The following is a 17,415-nucleotide window of genomic DNA, read 5'->3' on the forward strand; positions in this document are numbered from 1 at the left end:
GGGTTCTCCCGTCCGGCGGCTGCGGATCCCCTGTGGCTGATCGCGCAGTTCCCCGCGCCCCTGAGGGGGCGCCCACCCACCCTCACTCCTCAGAAAAGGGATCCCTCACCCTCATGACCGCCGCCACCCGTTCCGAACACGATCTGCTCGGTGACCGTGACGTTCCCGCCGAGGCCTACTGGGGTGTGCACACCCTGCGCGCCAAGGAGAACTTCCCGATCACGGGCACGCCCATCTCCGCCTACCCGCACCTGATCGACGCCCTGGCCGCCGTCAAGGAGGCCGCCGCCCTCGCCAACGAGGAACTCGGCCTGCTGGAGCCGAGGAAGGCGGCCGCCATCGTGGAGGCATGCCAGGAGATCCGCGACGGCAAGCTGCACGACCAGTTCGTCGTCGACGTCGTCCAGGGCGGTGCCGGCACCTCCACCAACATGAACGCCAACGAGGTCGTCGCCAACCGGGCGCTGGAACTGCTGGGCCACGCCAAGGGCGAGTACGGGTTCCTGCACCCGAACGAGGACGTCAACCTCGGCCAGTCCACCAACGACGTCTACCCCACCGCCGTCAAGATCGCGACGGTGTTCGCGGTGCGCGGCCTGCTCGACGCGATGTCCGTCCTCCAGGACGCCTTCGCCCGCAAGGCCGTCGAGTTCCGCGACGTGCTCAAGATGGGCCGTACACAGTTGCAGGACGCGGTGCCGATGACGCTCGGTCAGGAGTTCTCCGCGTACGCCGTCATGATCGACGAGGACCGGTCCCGTCTTGCCGAGGCCGTCGAGCTGATCCATGAGATCAACCTCGGCGCCACGGCGATCGGCACCGGCCTCAACGCCCCCGCCGGATACGCCGAGTCGGCCCGCCGCCACCTCGCGGCCATCACCGGGCTGCCCCTGGTGACGGCGGCCAACCTGGTCGAGGCCACCCAGGACTGCGGCGCCTTCGTCCAGATGTCCGGCGTGCTCAAGCGCATCGCCGTCAAGCTCTCCAAGAGCTGCAACGACCTCAGGCTGCTGTCCTCCGGCCCGCGCGCGGGTCTGAACGAAATCAACCTGCCGCCGGTGCAGGCCGGTTCGTCCATCATGCCCGGCAAGGTCAACCCGGTGATCCCCGAGGTCGTCAACCAGGTCGCCTTCGAGGTGATCGGCAACGACGTGACCATCACCATGGCCGCCGAGGCCGGACAGCTCCAGCTCAACGCCTTCGAGCCGATCATCCTGCACTCCCTGTCGGAATCCGTCACCCACCTGCGGGCCGCCTGCCTCACGCTCGCCGAACGCTGCGTGGCCGGCATCACCGCCAACACCGAGGCGCTGCGCGCGACCGTCGAGAACTCCATCGGCCTCGTCACCGCCCTCAACCCCCACATCGGCTACACGGCCGCCACCGACATCGCCAAGGAGGCCCTCGCCACCGGCCGGGGCGTGGCCGAACTCGTCCTGGAGAAGGGCCTGCTGCCCGCCGAGACGCTCGCCGGCCTGCTGCGCCCGGAGGTCCTGGCCGGCAACGGCCCGGCTCCGGTGGCCTGACGGACGCGAGGCACCGGGACCGGCAGGGAGGAACAATCGGATCATGACGTCGTCGACGACCTTCCAGCCGGTCCTGGAGCGCATCGCCGAGGAGATCGAGCGGACGCCCGGCCGGGGCCGGCCCGCCGACTACATCCCGGCGCTCGCCGCCCGAGACCCGCGCAGCTTCGGCATGGCCGTCGCCGAGCCGGACGGCACGGTGTACGGCGTGGGGGACTGGCGGCGGCCCTTCTCCGCGCAGTCCATCACCAAGGTCTTCACCCTCGCCCTCGGCCTGGCCCGCGAGGGCGACGCCCTGTGGGAACACGTGGGCCGCGAGCCCTCCGGCAACCCCTTCAACTCCCTGGTCCAGCTGGAGTACGAGAACGGCATCCCGCGCAACCCGTTCATCAACGCCGGCGCCCTCGTCGTCACCGACCGGCTGCACACCCGTACCGGCGACGCGTCGGGCGAACTGCTGGAGTTCCTGCGGGCGGAGAGCGGCAACACGGAGCTGACCTTCGACGAGGAGGTCGCGGCCTCCGAGACCGCCCACGGCGACCGCAACGCCGCCCTCGGCCACTTCATGGCGTCCTACGGCAACATCGACAACCCGGTGCCGGTCCTGCTCGACCAGTACTTCCGGCAGTGCTCGATCGCGGCGTCCTGCGCCGACCTCGCCCTCGCCACCACCTTCCTCGCCCGGCACGGCATCCGCGCCGACGGCACTCGCCTGCTCACCCGCAGCCAGGCCAAGCAGATCAACGCGATCATGCTGACCTGCGGCACGTACGACGCGGCGGGCGACTTCGCCTACCGCGTGGGCCTGCCCGGCAAGAGCGGCGTGGGCGGGGGCATCATCGCGGTCGTCCCGGGCCGCTGCACGCTGTGCGTGTGGAGCCCGGGCCTGGACGAACGGGGCAACTCGGTGGCCGGCGTCGCGGCCCTGGACAGATTCACGACGCTGACGGGCCTGTCGGTGTTCTGACGGACCGGACATCCCGCACCTGATCACCGGCCGGTCACCCTTCGGCTTCCCACCGGAGCACTCCACGTCGCCTTCGAGCCACCCCACGTTGACACGCTGCCCGAGTGTTGGCCATGGCTTTCCCCGTCGATCTCCGCCGCTGCCAGATACTCGGTCTGGCCGGTACCGCCTTCCTCGCGGCAGGCGGTGAGACGGCCGGAGCCCTGCCCGTACGGGACCTCCTCCACCCGGCCTCCGCGCCCGCCGCCCTCGGCATGGTGGCGGTGTACTTCGGACTCGTCCTGCTGATCGCGGCCTGGGCGCTGCTGGGCCGGCTGGTGCGAGGACCCAGACCGCCCGCTCCCCGCGCCCTGCTGCTCGTCCTCGCCGTCTGGGCCGCCCCGCTGCTGCTCGCCCCGCCGCTGTTCAGCCGGGACGTGTACAGCTACCTCGCCCAAGGGGCGATGGTCGATGCGCACATGGACGTCTACGCGCACGGGCCGTCGCAGCTCGGCGGCCCGCTCGCCGGTGAGGTCGCCCCGCTCTGGCGGCACACCGCCGCCCCGTACGGCCCGGTGTTCCTCGCCGTCGCGGCGGCCCTGTCGGCCCTCACGCGCGGTGAACTGCCCGCCGGGCTGTTCGGGATGCGGCTCGTGGCACTGGCCGGCGTGGCCCTGATGGCGGCCGCGCTGCCCCGCCTCGCCCGCCACAGCGGCGCCGACCCGTCCGCCGCGCTGTGGCTGGGCGCCCTCAACCCGCTCGTCCTGCTGCACCTGGTCGCGGGCGCGCACAACGACGCCGTCATGCTGGGCCTGCTCGGCGCCGGCCTGGTGGCGGCGCTCGGCCGGTGGCCGTTCCTCGGCGCCGTGCTCGTCACGCTCGCCGCGCTGGTCAAGGCGCCCGCCGCGCTCGGTCTGGCCGCCGTCGTCGTCCTCCAGGTCCGTGCGGGCCGCGGTACGGCGAAGGCCCTCGTGACGACCGCCGTCGCGGCCGCGGGGACGACCGTCGCGGCCACGGCCGCGGCAGGCACCGGATACGGCTGGATCGGCGCCCTGAACACCCCGGTCTCGCCGCAGAACTGGGCCCTGACCACCCTGCTCGGCCGCGCCACCCGCGCCCTGCTGGAACACCTCGGCAGCGATCTCGCGCCCCTGGCGGTGCCCGTCTGGCACACTCTGGGCATCGTGGCGGCCGGGGGCGCGATCGTCCTGATATGGCTCCGGCTGCGCCCGCGACCGCTGTACGCGCTGGGCCTGAGCCTGGCGGCGGTGGCCGCGCTCGGCCCGGCGATCCGCCCCTGGTACGCCCTGTGGGGCCTGTTCCTCATCGCCGCCGCCGCGCCCAGCACCTCCGTACGCCACCGCATGGCGGCCGTGACCGGCGTGCTCGCGCTTTGCGTGCTGCCCGGCGGCGGCCCGGCCGACACCGGGCAACTCGTGCTGGCCGTCTCCGGCGGCGCGCTCGCGGTCGTCGTACTGTGGCAGGCCCACCAGGCCGAGCTGGCACCGGCACTGGGACGCACGGCATGACCCCGGCCCCGCCGCGCACCGACCGCGGCCGGCTGCTGCTCGTGCTCGCCCTCGCCACGGTGGTGACGGTCTTCACCGCGACCGTGCCCCTCCTGCGCGACTGGTTCGACCTGCGTGTCTACTACGGAAGCATCGACAGCTGGGTCCACCACGGCGGCCGGATCTACGACTACCGGGTCCCCGGCACGCCGTACGGCTTCACGTACCCGCCCTTCGCCGCCGTGGTCATGCTGCCGATGGCCCTGCTGGATCTGCGCACCGCGATCGCCGCCGCCCTGCTGCTCAACCTGGCGGCCCTGGCCCTGATCCTGCGGCTGCTCGCCGGCCCGTCCTGGCGGCGTCACGGCTGGTACGGCTGGGCCCTGACCGCCTGCGTCCTCGCCCTGTTCGAACCGCTCCGCGACACCTTCAGCTTCGGCCAGGTGAATCTGCTGCTGCTCGCTCTCGTGTTCACCGACGCGGCGCTGCTCGCCACCGGACGCACACGCTGGGCGGGCATCGGCATCGGGCTGGCGGCCGCGATCAAGCTCACGCCGGCGTTGTTCATCGGTCTGCTGCTGTTGGCCGGGAGGTGGCGCGCGGCGGCGGTCGCCACGACCGTCACCCTCGGTGCCACGGCACTCGCGGCGTCGGTGGATCCCGACGCATCACGCTACTACTGGACCGAGGCGCTGTGGGACACCAACCGGGTGGGCCGCCTCGGCTATGTCTCGAACCAGTCGGTACAGGGCATCCTGGCCCGACTGGGGGAGGCGGACCGGGCGGTGTGGGCGGTGGCGGTTCTGCTGGTGCTCGGCATCTGGGCGCTGCGGGCCCGCCGGGCGGTCGCCGCGGGGGACTGGACGGCGGCGTTCGCCCTGACCGGCCTCGCCGCCTGTCTCGTCAGCCCGATCACCTGGGTGCACCATCTCGTGTGGCTGCTGCCGTCCTTCGCCGTGCTGCTCCGTACCGGGCACGCCCGGATCGCGGGCGCGCTGTACGCGGTGCTGTGCACCAGCGTGGTGTGGCTGTGGTTCGACGACGCGTCCGGCGTCGACGGGTTCCTGGGCAGCAACACCTACGCCTGGATCACTCTGGGCCTGCTGCTGTGGCTGCCGGCCGGTCAGCCTCCGGAGCGGCGGACCGGCAGCCGCAGCACCAGCACCACGATCGCCGCGCCCAACCCGGCGGCACCCGCGATCAGCCCCGCTTCCGTCCAGCCGGAGCCGGCTTCCTTCGGCACGGTGGCCGCGACGGCGGGCGGAGTCGGTGCCACCGGTCGCGCGGCAGCCCCCGACACGTCGAGCGAACCCACCGGTTCGACCCGGCTGCCCGCCTCGAAACCCCAGTCGAGCAGTGAGCGGGCCTCCTCGTACACCGCGGAGCCGCCGCCCTCCTGAGGGTTCATCACCGTCACCACGAGGGTGCGCCCGTCGCGTCGCGCCGCCGCGACGAGCGTGTTGCCCGCCTTGCTGGTGTATCCGTTCTTGATGCCGATCAGACCCCGGTACGGCTTCACACCGCGGGCGCCGCTCAGCAGCCGGTTGGTGTTGCGGATCGGGTACGACCAGCCTCCGCCGCCGGGGAACCTGGCCTCCACGGTGGCGCAGTACCGCGCGAAGTCGGGGTTGCGCAGCCCGACCCGGCCGAAGACCGCCAGATCGAACGCCGACGACACCTGGCCCGGCGCGTCGTAGCCGTCCGGGGAGACCACGTGTGTGTCGCGGGCGCCCAGGGACCGGGCCTTGGCCTGCATGCGCTGAGCCGTGGCCCGCCAGCCGCCGTTGAGCTCGGCCAGGACGCGCACGGCGTCGTTGCCGGAGTTGAGGAAGACACCCCGCCACAGGTCGGCGACGCGGTAGGTGCGGCCCTCGGTGACCCCGACCATGCTGCTGCCGGCCCCGATGCCGCGGAGCTCTTCCCCGCGGACCGTGTGCCGGATGCCGGCCGGCAGGGTGGGCAGCACCGTGAGGGCGAACAGGGTCTTCAGGGTGCTGGCCGGGGGCAGCGGGCGGTGCGCGTTGTGGGCGGCGAGCACCGCGCCGGTGCGGGCGTCGGCCACCAGCCAGGACAGCGCGGAGGTCTCCGGGAGGCGGGGCGCCCCGGCGCGCGGGCGGACCTGCGTGCCGGGGCGGTGCAGCAGCGAGGAGTGCGGGGCCGCCGCCCTCGGCCCGGCCGGCGGACTGGGTTCCGCCCTGCCGGGACCGGCCGCCGCGGCGGGCATCAGGGCCAGCAGCCCTGCCGCACAGAGCACACAGGTCGACGCGGCCACCCGGGAAGAGATTCCGTTGATCATATGATCAACGTAGAAACGGATGTCCTCCGCACCGCGACGACCGGGCCGGACATCACGCGCGAGCACCCGGATGCCGCACGCACGGCCGACCGGTGCCGATCGCCACGCCCGCCGGGGCGTCCCTGCTCCGGGCCGGCACGGGCAGGCCCGGCTGACGCGACGGCCGCACCTCAGACCGAGGGCAGCGTCGGCTGGACGCGCCGCAGGAACGTCGCGTTGTCCGGGGTCTCGCGCATGCGTTCCAGAAGGGTCTCCAGGGCGCCCTGCCCGTCCCGGTTCTGCAGCACGCGCCGCAGGCCGTGCACGGCCGCCAACTCGCCCGGCGGGAGCAGGAGTTCCTCGCGGCGGGTGCCGGAGGGGATGATGTCGACGGCCGGGAAGACGCGGCGGGACGCCGGCTCGCGGCTCAGGCGGAGCTCCATGTTGCCCGTGCTCTTCAGCTCCTCGAAGTAGAAGTCGTCGGCCCGGGAACCGGTCTCCACCAGCGCCGTCGCGAGGATCGTGAGGGAACCGCCCTCCTCGGCCGACCGGGCGGCGCCGAAGAACCGCTTGGGGCCGGTCAGCGCGGACGCGTCGACGCCCCCGGTGAGGATGCGGCCCCCGGAGGCGGCCGCGTTGTTGTGCGCCCGGCACAGCCGGGTGAGGGAGTCGAGGAGGATCACGACGTCCTCACCGGCCTCGACGAGCCGCTTGGCCCGCTCGATCACGAGCTCCGCGAGCGCGATGTGCTGCCTGGCGCTCCGGTCGAAGGTCGAGGCGTACACCTCGCCCCGCACGCTGCGCCGCATGTCGGTGACCTCCTCGGGCCGCTCGTCGAGCAGCAGCATCATCAGCCGGCACTCGGGATGGTTGCCCGTGACGGCGGCCGCGAGCTGCTGGAGGAGGACGGTCTTGCCGGTCTTGGGCGGGGCCACGAGAAGCCCGCGCTGGCCCTTGCCGACCGGTGCGATCAGGTCGACGACCCGGCCGGCCAGTCCGGCGGCCGGGTGCTCGAGACGCAGGCGCTCGTGGGGATGCAGGGGCGTCAGGTCCCGGAAGTGCCGACGGCCACGCAGTTCCGCGGGCGTACGGCCGTCGACCCGTGCGACGTCGGTGAGACCGCGCCGGTCGCCCAGGGTGCCCTCGACGAGGTCGCCCTTGCGCAGGCCGTGGCGGCGGATCAGGGCGGGGGAGACGGCGGGGTCGTCGGGCGTGGGCCGGCAGTTCTCGCCGCGCAGCTGCCCCTTCCCGCTCGCGTCGATGTCGAGGACGCCGAGGACGGTCCGGGGCCCGGACTGCCGCTGGGCGGGAGCGGTGTCGAGTGTGGTGGTCATGGTGGTGTGTCCTTTCACGGACGGCAGGCATGAGACATGCGAAGGGAGGGGGAGAGGGCCGCGAGGGGAGGGCCTGGGGCACGCCTCCGGCGGCGGGGAACAGCACCTCGGGTACGACAGAGCACGTCGAGATGCCGGGAATGATGGAGAGAGGAAGAATCGCACCGGCGCCCACAGAGAGGGGCGTGCACAAGTGCTCTTCGCAGGTTACCACCCGATGGGGCACCGGGGGAGAGAGATGTACCTCAGTGTGTGGCCAGCAGCCCGTACAGCAGGGGGATCCGCGGCTCGGGCAACCGCCACCAGCCGGACTCCGTACGGACCATCTGCGGCCAGCGCGGCCAGGGAAGTTCGTCGCTTTCCCGCAGCCGCCGGACGGTCAGTCCCGCCTCCGTCAACGCGTTGACGACCTCGCCCATTCCATGCATCCACTCGTAACTGTCCGTGGCGCCCTCGACGGCCGGGCCGTCCGTGTAGGTGTGGGTCGCGTCCCGGTGCACGGGACCGCCGCCGCCCAGGTAGTCGTGGCGCAGGAGCAGCTCGGGGCCCTCACCCGGAGCGGGTTTCGGGCCGAGCGAGTTGAGCAGGGGGTGGAACTCGACGACGTAGAACCGGCCGCCGGGGCGCAGGAGCCGACCGACGACCTCCGCCCACCGGTGCAGGTCCGGCAGGTAGCACAGGGCGCCCTTGCCGGTGTAGACGACGTCGAACTGCCGCCCGTCCAGGGCCTCGTGGGCGTCGTACACGTTCGCCCGGACGTACGTCACGTCCGCGCCGGCCTGCGCGGCGATGCCGGTCGCGGCCGCCACGGACGCCTCGGAGAAGTCGAGGCCGACGGCCCGGGCGCCGCGCCGTGCGAAGGCGATCGTCTCCGTGCCGAGGTGACACTGGAGGTGCAGCACATCACGGTCGGCCAGCTCGCCGAGGTCCTCCCACTCCCAGGGCGCGAACCAGCGCTCGGGGTCGGGGTTTTGGTCGAGACCGTAGAACCGGCTGGCGAGATGGACGGGCGTGCGGGCGTCCCAGTTCGCCTGGTTGGCCCGCATCAGCCGGTCGTGATCGACGGACGTCATGAGGACATCCAACCGTCGGCGCGCCGCGAACGGCGGCAGAACGCGGGAAACGGACCTCGGACGTGTCGCTCACATCGAGTGCGCCCGTGCCTCCTCGGCGATCCGCTCGAACTGCGCGCCCATGGCCGCCGCCAGCGCCTGCGCCGCCGACAACGGACGCACCATCACGGTCAGTTCGTCGATGAGCCCGTCTTCGTCGACGTGGATGAAGTCGCAGCCGTTGAGCTCCCGGTCGCCCACGCGGGCGGTGAAGACCAGGGCGTGGTCACGACCGTTCGCGTCGTTGATCTCGCGCACGTAGCGGAAGTCCTCGAAGACACCGGAGACGGCGCGCAGGATCGCCGCGGTGATCGGCTTGCCGGTGTACGGCTTGAACACGACCGGGCTGGTGAAGACGACGTCCGGCGCCAGCAGCGCCTCGACGGCGTCGAGGTCGAGTGCCTCGACCGCCTCACGGAATGCACGCATCGAACCCCGCCTTGGTCAATTAATTGAGTAGGTGCGGATTAGATTAATCAACCGTTGCTACGCTGTCCACATGTCACTCAAGTACGCCGTGCTGGCCGCCCTCCTGGAGGGGGAGGCCTCGGGGTACGAGCTGTCCAAGGTGTTCGACGTGTCGCTCGCGAACTTCTGGGCCGCGACCCCGCAGCAGCTCTACCGGGAACTGGAGCGTCTCGCGCAGGACGGGCTGATCGAGGCCAGGGTGGTGCGCCAGGAACGGCGGCCCGACAAGCGGATGTTCACGCTCACCGAGGCGGGCCGTCAGGACCTGCGCGCCTTCGCCGTCACGCCGCCCCGCCGGCCCACCGCCATCCGCGACGAACTCCTCATCAAGATCCAGGCCATGGACGGAACGGACCCCGAGGCCACCCGTGCGCTGGTCGAGGAACGCGAGGCGTGGTCCCGCGGCAAGCTCGCCCGCTACGAGCGCGTCCGCGAACGCCTCCTGGCCGGCCGCAGCGAGGAGGAGTACCTGCGGGAGGCCGACCGCATCGGCCCGTACCTCACGCTGATGGGAGGCATCGCCTTCGAGGAGGAGAACCTCCGCTGGTGCGCGCGCGTACTCACCGTCCTGAAGCAGCGAGCTCCCCTAGGGCCTGTCTGACAACCCCCGCCTGCTCCGCGGCGTCCGGCACGCACGTTCGCCGCGAGCGCACGCACCAGACGTCGCGGAGCCCGCCCTCCGGGCGGACGACGGGCATCTGCCGGACAGGCCCTAGGCTGAGCCGATGTTCAGCCCCGAAGGCCCCAGCCTGCGCGAGCTCGCCGCCCAGGCGCTGTCGTCCGTCGAGCGCGGCTACGACCTCCTCGCGCCGAAGTTCGATCACACCCCTTTCCGGACGCCCGACGCGGTCCTCGACGCCGTCGAATCGGCGCTGCGGCGGACGGGACCCTTCGACGCCGGGCTCGACCTGTGCTGCGGAACCGGCGCGGGCGTCGGTGTGCTGGCAGGGGTGTGCCGGGAGCGGGTCGTCGGTGTCGACTTCAGCGCCGGCATGCTCGACGTGGCCCGGGAGCGGGTCCGGCCGACCGGGCCGCCGGTCTCCTTCGTCCGCGCGGATGCCCGCGCCCTGCCCTTCGGGTCCGCCTTCGACCTGGTGGTGAGCTTCGGGGCCTTCGGGCACTTCCTGCCCCGCGAGCTGCCCGGGCTGTTCGCGCAGGTCCGCTCCGTCCTGCGGCCGGGCGGCTGCTTCGCGTTTCCGCTGGTGGCTCCGCCCCGCCCGGGCTCGCTCGGCTACTGGATGCTGCTCGGCTTCGACGCGGTGATGCGGGTGCGCAACGCGCTGTGGCGGCCTCCGTTCGTCATGTACTACCGCGCGTTCCGCTTCGGGGACGTACGGCGTGAACTCGCCCGGGCCGGCTTCCGGGTGGATCTCCACGCGCTGCCGGAGTTCGGCCGACGGCGGGACGGCAGCCCGCGGGTGCGGCTGGTCGTCGCCCGGACTCCGGGTTAGTCAGCCGCGCAGGAAGTTCAGCAGATCGTCGTTGAACGCCTTCTCGAAGTCGCCCACCAGACCGTGCGGGGCGCCCGGGTACACCTTCAGCGTCGCGTCCTTGACGAGCTGGGCGGTCCGCTGGGCCGAGGCGCCGATCGGCACGATCTGGTCGTCGTCGCCGTGCGCGACCAGCGTCGGCACGTCGATCCGCCCGAGGTCCTCGGTGAAGTCGGTCTCCGAGAACTGCGCGACGCAGTCGTAGGCGCCCTTCAGCCCGGCCTGCATGCTCCACATCCAGAACGCCCGCCGCACACCCTCCGACACGGCGGCCCCGGGCCGGTTGAAGCCGTAGAAACTCTCGCTCAGCTCCCAGTAGAACTGCGAGCGGTCCGCCTCCACGGCCGCGCGGATCCCGTCGAAGGCGTCCTTCGGGGTGCCCTCCGGATTGGCCTCCGTCCGCAGCATCAGCGGCGGCACCGCGCCCAGCAGCACGGCCTTGGCGACCCGCGCGGTCCCGTGCCGCCCGATGTACCGGGCCACCTCGCCGCCGCCGGTCGAATGGCCCACCAGGACCGCGTCGCCGAGGTTCAGCGCCTCGATCAGCTCGGCCAGGTCGTCGGCGTACCGGTCCATGTGGTTGCCCTGCCACGGCTGACCCGAGCGGCCGTGCCCGCGGCGGTCGTGCGCGATCGCCCGGAACCCGTGCTCGGCGACCAGACGGGCCTGCCCGTCCCAGGCGTCCGCGTTGAGGGGCCAGCCGTGGCTGAAGACCACGGGCTGACCCTCGCCCCAGTCCTTGTAGTAGATCTCGGTTCCGTCGGACGTGGTGAACGTGCTCATGGGGAATCCTCTCGGTGCGTGGGACGAGATCAGACGAAACGCCGCACGAACGCCAGAGCGGTGTCCGCGACCTCCTGCCAGCCGTGGTCGATGGTCAGGGCGTGGCCCCTGTCCTTGATCTCGATGATCTCCGTGATCCCGGGATTGCGCCGCTGGCGCCGGTACGAGGCGTTGGACAGTGCCCACGGCACGGTGTGGTCCTTCTCGCCCGAGATGATCAGCAGCGGACCGCGCTCCGGGTTCTCGGTGTCGACCTTCGCCTCGGTCCACGGGTTGAGGTTCGCCGTGGCCGCCTGGAACAGCGGCGCGCCCGGTGCCGGTACCGCGAACGTCTCGTACAGCTGCCGGGCCTCCTCCTCGCTCACCGCGTTGGCGAAGGCGTACCGGAACTGGTCGAAGGTGAGCGGCACGGCACGGTTGCGGTTGGCCGGGTTGGTCAGCACCGGCGCCGCCGAGCGCAGCGACGACACGGGCAGCGGCAGCACGCCCCGGAACGGCGCCGGGTCGATCGCGACCGACGCGGCGGACAGGCCCCGCCCGGCGAGAATCTGGGTGAGCAGTCCGCCGAACGAGTGACCGATGACCGCCGGATTGCGCTTCAGGCCGCCGATCAGTCCCGCGAGGTGGTCGGCGACCTGCCCGACCGTCTTGCCGGCGAGGACCTCCGGGTGACGGTTGGCCTCCTCGACGGTGCCGGGGTCGTCGGGCCAGGACAGCGAGACCGGGGCGTACCCGGCCCGCTCGAAGTGCTGCGCCCAGCGGTCCCAGCTGCTCGGCAGCAGCCACAGGCCGTGGACGAAGACGACGGGCGTCCGGCCGGCGGCGTTGGCCCGCTCGATCAGCTCCTCGTCAGGTGTGCTCATTCGGTCGTTCCCCCCTGAAACTCGGTCTCGGTCGCCCCGGACACGCGCAGGGCGTTCGCCTCTGGCCGATACTGGCAGCGGAAGCGGTGGACGGATCGGCTCACGGTGTCCGGTCCTCGACTCACCGTGCCGGGGGCGGGGAGGGCTGGGGATGATCCTTCTGGACACGGCGGAGCTGGCGGCGGACGAGCGCGTGGAGGCCTTCCGTGCCGCCCTGCTGAGTTCGTCCGTGCCGTCGCGCGTCCGCATGGAGGAGAGCGGGGAGCGGGTGTTCGCGCGGATGGAGCGCTGGCACTTCGGCGAGCTCATGCTCTTCACGAGCAGTTCCTCCGGCTGGGCAGTGACCCGTAGCCCCCGCTGTCTGCGTCTTGAGGGTCCGTCGATGGTCTCCCTGTCCCTCCAGGTCCACGGCACGGGCCGGTTCGGCCAGTCGGACCGGCAGGACCTGGTCGAACCAGGCGAGCTGATGCTCAACGACCTGACGATCCCCTACGAGTTCGCCTGGTCGGGCCGCGGGGGCGCACGGGCCCTCCAGGTGCCGTACGACCTCCTCGGCGTGCCCCCGCACATCGTCCGCCGGGGCGCCGAGCGGCTGCGGGCCAGTCCTCTGTACGACATGGTCCGCGTGCACATCGCCCGCCTTCACGCCGACGCCGACACCCTCGAAGGCGACCCGGGTGCGGCCGCCCTCGGCACGGCCACCGTGGAACTCGTGCGCGCGCTGCTCACCTCCGCCGCCGGAGTGGACGCCGACGCCCGGCCCGTCCCGGCCGAGTCCCTCCTCCAGCGCGTCCTCGCCTACGCCCGCACCCATCTGACGGAACCGGACCTCACGGCCTCCCGTGTCGCGCACGCCCACAACATCTCCGTGCGCGCCCTGTACCGCCTGTGCGCGCGGGCCGGGCTGAGCCTGGAGCAGTGGATCATCGAGCAGCGCCTCGAAGGTGCCCGCGCCGCCCTGGTCTCCCCGGTGGGACGCACTCGGACCATCGCCTCGGTCGCCCGTGCCTGGGGTTTCACCGATCCCAGCCACTTCGCGCGCCGATTCAAGGCCGCGTACGGCGTGACGCCCCGGCAGTGGCGGGCGTAGGCGCCCGGCCCGGCAGGGTGAACTCGTAGACCAGCGCGTCCTGTTGGGCGTCCACCACGAGGTCGGTGATCTCCAGCGGACGCGCGTACTGGTCGTGCACGCGCCGGGTGACCCGCACCGACGGCGTGCTCGCGAGGGGGGTGATGGCGTCGCGGTGGTGCAGGGTCAGACCGGCGCGCCGCATCCAGTCGTAGGCGCGCCGCAGGTGCGCGGCGGCGGTGCCGTCGGCGCGGTCGCGGTAGCGTGCGAGCTCCTCCACCTCCGCGAGCGCCACGGCGGAGAAGGACGTCACGGCGGTACGCAGTCCGCGTCCGTCGGCGGTGGCATACCGGTAGCGGTGGATCAGGGTGGGCCGGTCCGGGGCCAGGCCCAGGGCCTCGGCGTGGTCCGGCGGGGGCGGCTCCCAGGCCACGGTGGCGCGGGCGACCGTGCCCGGTGTCGCTGCCCCGGCGCCGACCGGGAAGGTGAGCGCGGCCGGGGTCTCGACCGGCCGGCCGGGCAGGGTGGCGTGGCTGCCGCGCCGGTCGGTGGCGACGAGGCCGTCGTGACGCAGCAGCTCCAGCGCCTGCCGTACCGTCTCCCGGCTGACCCCGAAGTGTCCGGCCAGCCGCCGCTCGCCCGGCAGCCGCTCGCCGGGCGGCACCGTGCCGTCGCGCAGTTCGCCGAGCAACTCCGTGGCGATCCGCCGGTACAGGGGCTCTCCTTCGGTCGGCGGGTGGTCGTGCGGGGTGGTGCGGGCCATGCCGCGCCTCCTGTTGGTGACGTTCGGTAGCCGTGCGGGCTCATTGCGCCACCAGGTCTAGCATTGGTCTAAACCAGCCGGGAAGGGCGGGCGGGTGGTTCGGCCGAAACCGGCCCGCCCGCACCGACCGTCAGAGTGCGCTGTACAAAGCGTCGATCAGCGCCATCTTCCGCGGGTCGTCCGCGATATGAGGCCCCATCCGGTTCATCACGTAGCCCATCGACACCCCCGCCTCCGGGTCCGCGAGCCCGCAGGAGCCGCCGAAGCCGTCGTGACCGAAAGCGCGCGGATTGGGTCCGTAGGAGCCGTTGGATCCGCTGAGCCACAGCCCGAGCGCCGCCTCGGTCTCGCCCTCGAACCCGGCGCCGAGCACCAGATCCCGGCATCTGCCCTGTCCCTCGCGCACCCGCTCCGCCGCTGCGGGGGACAGGACGCGGTGGCCCCCGTACGAGCCGCCTCCCGCGAAGACGCCGTAGAGCTCGGCGACCGCACGCGCGGTGCCGTGCCCGTTCGCCGCGGGTATCTCGGCGGCCCGCCACCCGGGCGTGCCGGCCGCGGCGGCGGACACCGCGGGGTTGGTCAGCGCGGCGATCGCCGCGGGTGCCAACTGGGCGAAGACGGCGGCCTGTTCACTGCTCGTCGCGACGGGCGGCTGGTCCAGCTCGGCCGCCCGCCCGTAGTCCTTCTCCGGCAGGCCGATTCGGAAGTCGATGCCGAGCGGCCCGGTCACCTCCCGTTCCAGGAAGGCCCCCGGCAGCAGCCCCGACACCCGCCGCACGACTTCGCCCACCAGATGGCCGTAGGTCAGTGCGTGATAGCCGGACGTGGTTCCCGGTTCCCACCAGGGCTGCGTCGCCGCGAGCCGCTGTGTGGTCAACTCCCAGTCGCAGAGCTGCTCCAGCGAGTGCGGTTCACGCAACCCGGCCAGACCGGCGCGGTGGGACAGCAGATGCCGTACGAGCACCTTCTCCTTGCCCGCCGCGGCGAACTCCGGCCAGTACACGGCCACCGGCGCGTCGAGGTCCAGCAGCCCCCGGTCGGCGAGGATGTGCGCGCACAGTGCCACCGGCCCCTTGGTCGTGGACCACACGTTGACCAGCGTGTCCTGTTCCCACGGCCGGGTGTGTGCCGCGTCGGCCCAGCCTCCCCACAGGTCCACCACCGTCCCGCCGCCGACGGTGACGGCCACCGCGGCACCCAGCTCGCCCCGGTCCCGGAAGTTCTCCTCGAACGCGCTGCGTACCGCCGTGAAACGCGGGTCGCAGTGACCGCGCACCTGTGCCTCGTTCTCGGACATGGCCCCTCCACCACTTCGCCGGGCCGGGCCGCAGAGGAGCGGCCCGGGCGCGAAGAACGTACCGACTGGTCGGACTTGGTGGAAGCCTGCCGCCGCTGAAACGGCCGGATCAGTCGCCGGCCGGCGGCGGGATCAGATGTACGAACGCATCCAGCGCAGCTTGGCCGCCTCCTGGAAGGGGCCCCCGCCCTCGTGGTCGTTGAAGTCGTACACCTCGATCGTCTTGTCCTCGTGGTTCCAGGCGTTGAAGGCCGCGAAGACGGTCGAGGGCGGGCAGGTCTGGTCCTCCAGGGCGGCCGAGAAGAGCGCGGGAGCCCCGCCGCGGGTGGCGAAGTGGACGCCGTCGAAGTAGGAGAGCGTGCGCAGGGCCTGCTCGGTACGGCCGCGGTGCGTCTTGAGGTACAGGCCGATCTCGCGGTACGGGTGGCGGTCCGTGATCGTCGCCGCGCGCGGGTAGTCGCACAGGAACGGCACGTCCGGCGCGATGCCCGCCAGGTCCGGGATCAGGCCGCCGACCGCGATCGTGATGCCGCCGCCCTGGCTGCCACCGACAGCGACCGTGCGCGCCGGGTCGGTGAGAGGGTGCGAGCGGGCCGCCTCCACGGCACGCACGGCGTCGGTGAACACCCGGCGGTAGTAGTAGTTCTCCGGCGCGTCGATACCGCGCGTCATGAAACCGGGGTATGCGGGGGCGCCGCCCACCGGGTCGGCCGTGCCGCCGCCCGCTCCCCAGGCGCTGCCCTGCCCGCGGGTGTCCATCACGAAGTGCGCCCGGCCCGTGGACGCCCACAGCAGATGCTCGTGCGGCAGCCCGCGTCCGCCGCCGTACCCGATGAACTCCACGACCAGCGGCAGCGGGCCGTCCGCCCCCGCCGGCAGTATCAGCCAGCCCTTGACGGGGTGGCCGCCGAACCCGGCGAACGTCACGTCGAACACCTGCACCGTGGACAGTCCCGTGTCGACCGGTTCGAAGCGGGCGTCCAGGTCGTGCTCGCGTGCCTCCTGGAGCGTCTTGGACCAGAACGCGTCGAAGTCCTCGGGCTCGGTGGACGCGCTGCGGTACTCGCGGAGTTCGTCGAGAGGAAGGTCGAACAGGGCCATGTAGGACCGCCTTGGGTGAGGAACGGCTGCGGAGACAGTGCGGATGATCACACTACGGGGGCGGTCGGAGGGGCCGCCAGGCCTTTTGCCGCCGCCATTCACCTGCCGTTTGTCGGTCGTGTCACGCGTCGCGATGCGTCCACTCCGGCTCAGTACGGGCCCACTCCCGCTCCCACTCGGCCAGCCGGCGGCGCAGCGCGACCCGGCGCACGACGGAGTGGCCGAGGAGCACCACGAGCACCACACCGCCCGCGGCGCACGTGCCCATGGTGAGGGTGTGCTGCCAGACCGCCGTGCCGTCCACCGGCGGGCTCACGACACGACCCTCGGAGTCGAACCACACGTCCACGACCTCACCCGGCCGGGTGCCCCCGGGGACCCGCGCCGTAGTGGTGCGCGCGCCCTCGCCCGGCTCGGTCCAGCGCACGGTGGCTCGGTACGTGTGCCGCCCGTCTGCCTGCACCGACGGCGGCGTGTCGCCCTTCCGGCCGACGACCTCGGCACGGACGCGGTGGCGCTCGGCCTGTTGCTCCGCGGAGACCGACCGCGCCTCGCCATGGGCCCACCAGGCGGCGGCCGCGCCCGCCAGAGGCGCGCCCACCAGTATCAGGACGGCGACCACCAGCACCGTCCACGCCTCGACGACATCCGACCGGCGCCGCAGCGGACTGTGCCGCCAACGCCAGCCGCGCACCCGGGTTCCCATGTCGACCTCCTCGCCGTCACCGCGGCCGGAGGGCCGGACCGGTCGTGCGGTGGCGGCGCCGCCGCTCCGTCCGCGTCACGTCACGCGTGCGAGTGCCCACACGGGTCAGGTACCCCCTCCGACACACATCGATCGCTCGGCACGGCCCGGGTCGTCGCGTGCCGGAGCTCTTCG

The 17,415-nt window shown here is 72.6% G+C and carries 16 protein-coding genes and 1 pseudogene; 7 read left to right on the forward strand and 10 right to left on the reverse strand.

The features are described from left to right. Positions 1–113 precede the first annotated feature (113 nt). From aspA to GTY47_RS41940, 4 genes are all read left to right on the forward strand, one after another. Positions 114–1,526, forward strand: coding sequence for an aspartate ammonia-lyase (aspA, locus tag GTY47_RS29660; RefSeq protein ID WP_010044004.1), 1,413 nt, complete (start codon positions 114–116; stop codon positions 1,524–1,526). 43 nt (positions 1,527–1,569) lie between these two features. After that, on the forward strand, positions 1,570–2,493 hold the full coding sequence (locus tag GTY47_RS29665; protein WP_010044006.1) for a glutaminase: 924 nt from the start codon (positions 1,570–1,572) through the stop codon (positions 2,491–2,493). 113 nt (positions 2,494–2,606) lie between these two features. Next, entirely contained in the window at positions 2,607–4,001 is a 1,395-nt protein-coding gene (gene mptB, locus GTY47_RS29670) for a polyprenol phosphomannose-dependent alpha 1,6 mannosyltransferase MptB (protein ID WP_010044009.1), read from the forward strand. Continuing rightward, a complete protein-coding gene (locus GTY47_RS41940; protein ID WP_010044011.1) occupies positions 3,998–5,380 on the forward strand; it encodes a glycosyltransferase 87 family protein in 1,383 nt (460 codons plus the stop codon). The genes mptB and GTY47_RS41940 overlap by 4 nt, the downstream gene beginning before the upstream one ends. 11 nt (positions 5,381–5,391) lie before the next feature. Here GTY47_RS41940 and GTY47_RS29680 read toward each other — a convergent pair. The 4 genes and pseudogenes from GTY47_RS29680 to GTY47_RS29695 form a co-directional block, all read right to left on the reverse strand. After that, positions 5,392–6,276, reverse strand: a pseudogene (locus GTY47_RS29680) (serine hydrolase); the annotation flags it as partial. A gap of 170 nt (positions 6,277–6,446) precedes the next feature. Beyond that, a complete protein-coding gene (gene rho, locus GTY47_RS29685) occupies positions 6,447–7,589 on the reverse strand; it encodes a transcription termination factor Rho (RefSeq protein WP_010044015.1) in 1,143 nt (380 codons plus the stop codon). Between the two features lie 245 nt (positions 7,590–7,834). Continuing rightward, positions 7,835–8,662, reverse strand: coding sequence for a class I SAM-dependent methyltransferase (locus GTY47_RS29690; protein WP_010044018.1), 828 nt, complete (start codon positions 8,660–8,662; stop codon positions 7,835–7,837). Between the two features lie 69 nt (positions 8,663–8,731). Continuing rightward, positions 8,732–9,130 carry a nuclear transport factor 2 family protein gene (locus GTY47_RS29695; protein ID WP_010044020.1) on the reverse strand — a complete coding sequence of 133 codons (399 nt, stop codon included), beginning with the start codon at positions 9,128–9,130 and terminating at the stop codon, positions 8,732–8,734. Between the two features lie 70 nt (positions 9,131–9,200). Here GTY47_RS29695 and GTY47_RS29700 point away from each other — a divergent pair, with 70 nt between their 5' ends. Both GTY47_RS29700 and GTY47_RS29705 read left to right on the forward strand, forming a co-directional pair. Then, complete coding sequence (locus GTY47_RS29700; protein ID WP_010044021.1) at positions 9,201–9,770, forward strand: PadR family transcriptional regulator; 570 nt, start codon at positions 9,201–9,203, stop codon at positions 9,768–9,770. Positions 9,771–9,894: 124 nt separating this feature from the next. Then, positions 9,895–10,620, forward strand: coding sequence for a class I SAM-dependent methyltransferase (locus tag GTY47_RS29705; protein WP_010044022.1), 726 nt, complete (start codon positions 9,895–9,897; stop codon positions 10,618–10,620). Here the strand turns inward: GTY47_RS29705 and GTY47_RS29710 are convergent, their stop codons facing one another. Beyond that, positions 10,621–11,442 carry an alpha/beta hydrolase gene (locus tag GTY47_RS29710; protein WP_010044023.1) on the reverse strand — a complete coding sequence of 274 codons (822 nt, stop codon included), beginning with the start codon at positions 11,440–11,442 and terminating at the stop codon, positions 10,621–10,623. It abuts the gene before it with no gap. Positions 11,443–11,471: 29 nt separating this feature from the next. After that, complete coding sequence (locus tag GTY47_RS29715) at positions 11,472–12,305, reverse strand: alpha/beta hydrolase (RefSeq protein ID WP_010044025.1); 834 nt, start codon at positions 12,303–12,305, stop codon at positions 11,472–11,474. A 151-nt stretch (positions 12,306–12,456) separates the two neighbouring features. Between GTY47_RS29715 and GTY47_RS29720 the strand changes: the two genes are divergently transcribed. After that, positions 12,457–13,395: a helix-turn-helix domain-containing protein gene (locus GTY47_RS29720; protein ID WP_010044027.1), complete on the forward strand. Its 939-nt coding sequence runs from the start codon at positions 12,457–12,459 to the stop codon at positions 13,393–13,395. On the opposite strand, the gene GTY47_RS29725 is transcribed toward GTY47_RS29720, so the two are convergent. The 4 genes from GTY47_RS29725 to GTY47_RS29740 all read right to left on the reverse strand — a co-directional run bounded on the left by GTY47_RS29725 (position 13,352) and on the right by GTY47_RS29740 (position 17,241). Beyond that, complete coding sequence (locus GTY47_RS29725) at positions 13,352–14,137, reverse strand: GntR family transcriptional regulator (protein ID WP_010044029.1); 786 nt, start codon at positions 14,135–14,137, stop codon at positions 13,352–13,354. The genes GTY47_RS29720 and GTY47_RS29725 overlap by 44 nt on opposite strands. Before the next feature lie 130 nt (positions 14,138–14,267). Next, positions 14,268–15,434 carry an EstA family serine hydrolase gene (locus GTY47_RS29730; protein WP_010044032.1) on the reverse strand — a complete coding sequence of 389 codons (1,167 nt, stop codon included), beginning with the start codon at positions 15,432–15,434 and terminating at the stop codon, positions 14,268–14,270. Positions 15,435–15,566: 132 nt separating this feature from the next. Then, a complete protein-coding gene (locus GTY47_RS29735; RefSeq protein ID WP_010044033.1) occupies positions 15,567–16,535 on the reverse strand; it encodes an acetylxylan esterase in 969 nt (322 codons plus the stop codon). Positions 16,536–16,656: 121 nt separating this feature from the next. Next, a complete protein-coding gene (locus tag GTY47_RS29740; RefSeq protein WP_010044035.1) occupies positions 16,657–17,241 on the reverse strand; it encodes a hypothetical protein in 585 nt (194 codons plus the stop codon). Positions 17,242–17,415: the final 174 nt, after the last annotated feature.

It is taken from the genome of Streptomyces sp. SID5464, from assembly GCF_009862985.1.
Classification (GTDB): Bacteria; Actinomycetota; Actinomycetes; order Streptomycetales; family Streptomycetaceae; genus Streptomyces; species Streptomyces chartreusis_D.

Coding starts and splice junctions, on each gene's coding strand:
- aspA (WP_010044004.1), top strand. CDS start 114: ATGACCGCCGCCACCCGTTCCGAACACGATCTGCTCGGTGACCGTGAC.
- GTY47_RS29665 (WP_010044006.1), top strand. CDS start 1,570: ATGACGTCGTCGACGACCTTCCAGCCGGTCCTGGAGCGCATCGCCGAG.
- mptB (WP_010044009.1), top strand. CDS start 2,607: ATGGCTTTCCCCGTCGATCTCCGCCGCTGCCAGATACTCGGTCTGGCC.
- GTY47_RS41940 (WP_010044011.1), top strand. CDS start 3,998: ATGACCCCGGCCCCGCCGCGCACCGACCGCGGCCGGCTGCTGCTCGTG.
- rho (WP_010044015.1), bottom strand. CDS start 7,589: ATGACCACCACACTCGACACCGCTCCCGCCCAGCGGCAGTCCGGGCCC.
- GTY47_RS29690 (WP_010044018.1), bottom strand. CDS start 8,662: ATGACGTCCGTCGATCACGACCGGCTGATGCGGGCCAACCAGGCGAAC.
- GTY47_RS29695 (WP_010044020.1), bottom strand. CDS start 9,130: ATGCGTGCATTCCGTGAGGCGGTCGAGGCACTCGACCTCGACGCCGTC.
- GTY47_RS29700 (WP_010044021.1), top strand. CDS start 9,201: ATGTCACTCAAGTACGCCGTGCTGGCCGCCCTCCTGGAGGGGGAGGCC.
- GTY47_RS29705 (WP_010044022.1), top strand. CDS start 9,895: ATGTTCAGCCCCGAAGGCCCCAGCCTGCGCGAGCTCGCCGCCCAGGCG.
- GTY47_RS29710 (WP_010044023.1), bottom strand. CDS start 11,442: ATGAGCACGTTCACCACGTCCGACGGAACCGAGATCTACTACAAGGAC.
- GTY47_RS29715 (WP_010044025.1), bottom strand. CDS start 12,305: ATGAGCACACCTGACGAGGAGCTGATCGAGCGGGCCAACGCCGCCGGC.
- GTY47_RS29720 (WP_010044027.1), top strand. CDS start 12,457: ATGATCCTTCTGGACACGGCGGAGCTGGCGGCGGACGAGCGCGTGGAG.
- GTY47_RS29725 (WP_010044029.1), bottom strand. CDS start 14,137: ATGGCCCGCACCACCCCGCACGACCACCCGCCGACCGAAGGAGAGCCC.
- GTY47_RS29730 (WP_010044032.1), bottom strand. CDS start 15,434: ATGTCCGAGAACGAGGCACAGGTGCGCGGTCACTGCGACCCGCGTTTC.
- GTY47_RS29735 (WP_010044033.1), bottom strand. CDS start 16,535: ATGGCCCTGTTCGACCTTCCTCTCGACGAACTCCGCGAGTACCGCAGC.
- GTY47_RS29740 (WP_010044035.1), bottom strand. CDS start 17,241: ATGGGAACCCGGGTGCGCGGCTGGCGTTGGCGGCACAGTCCGCTGCGG.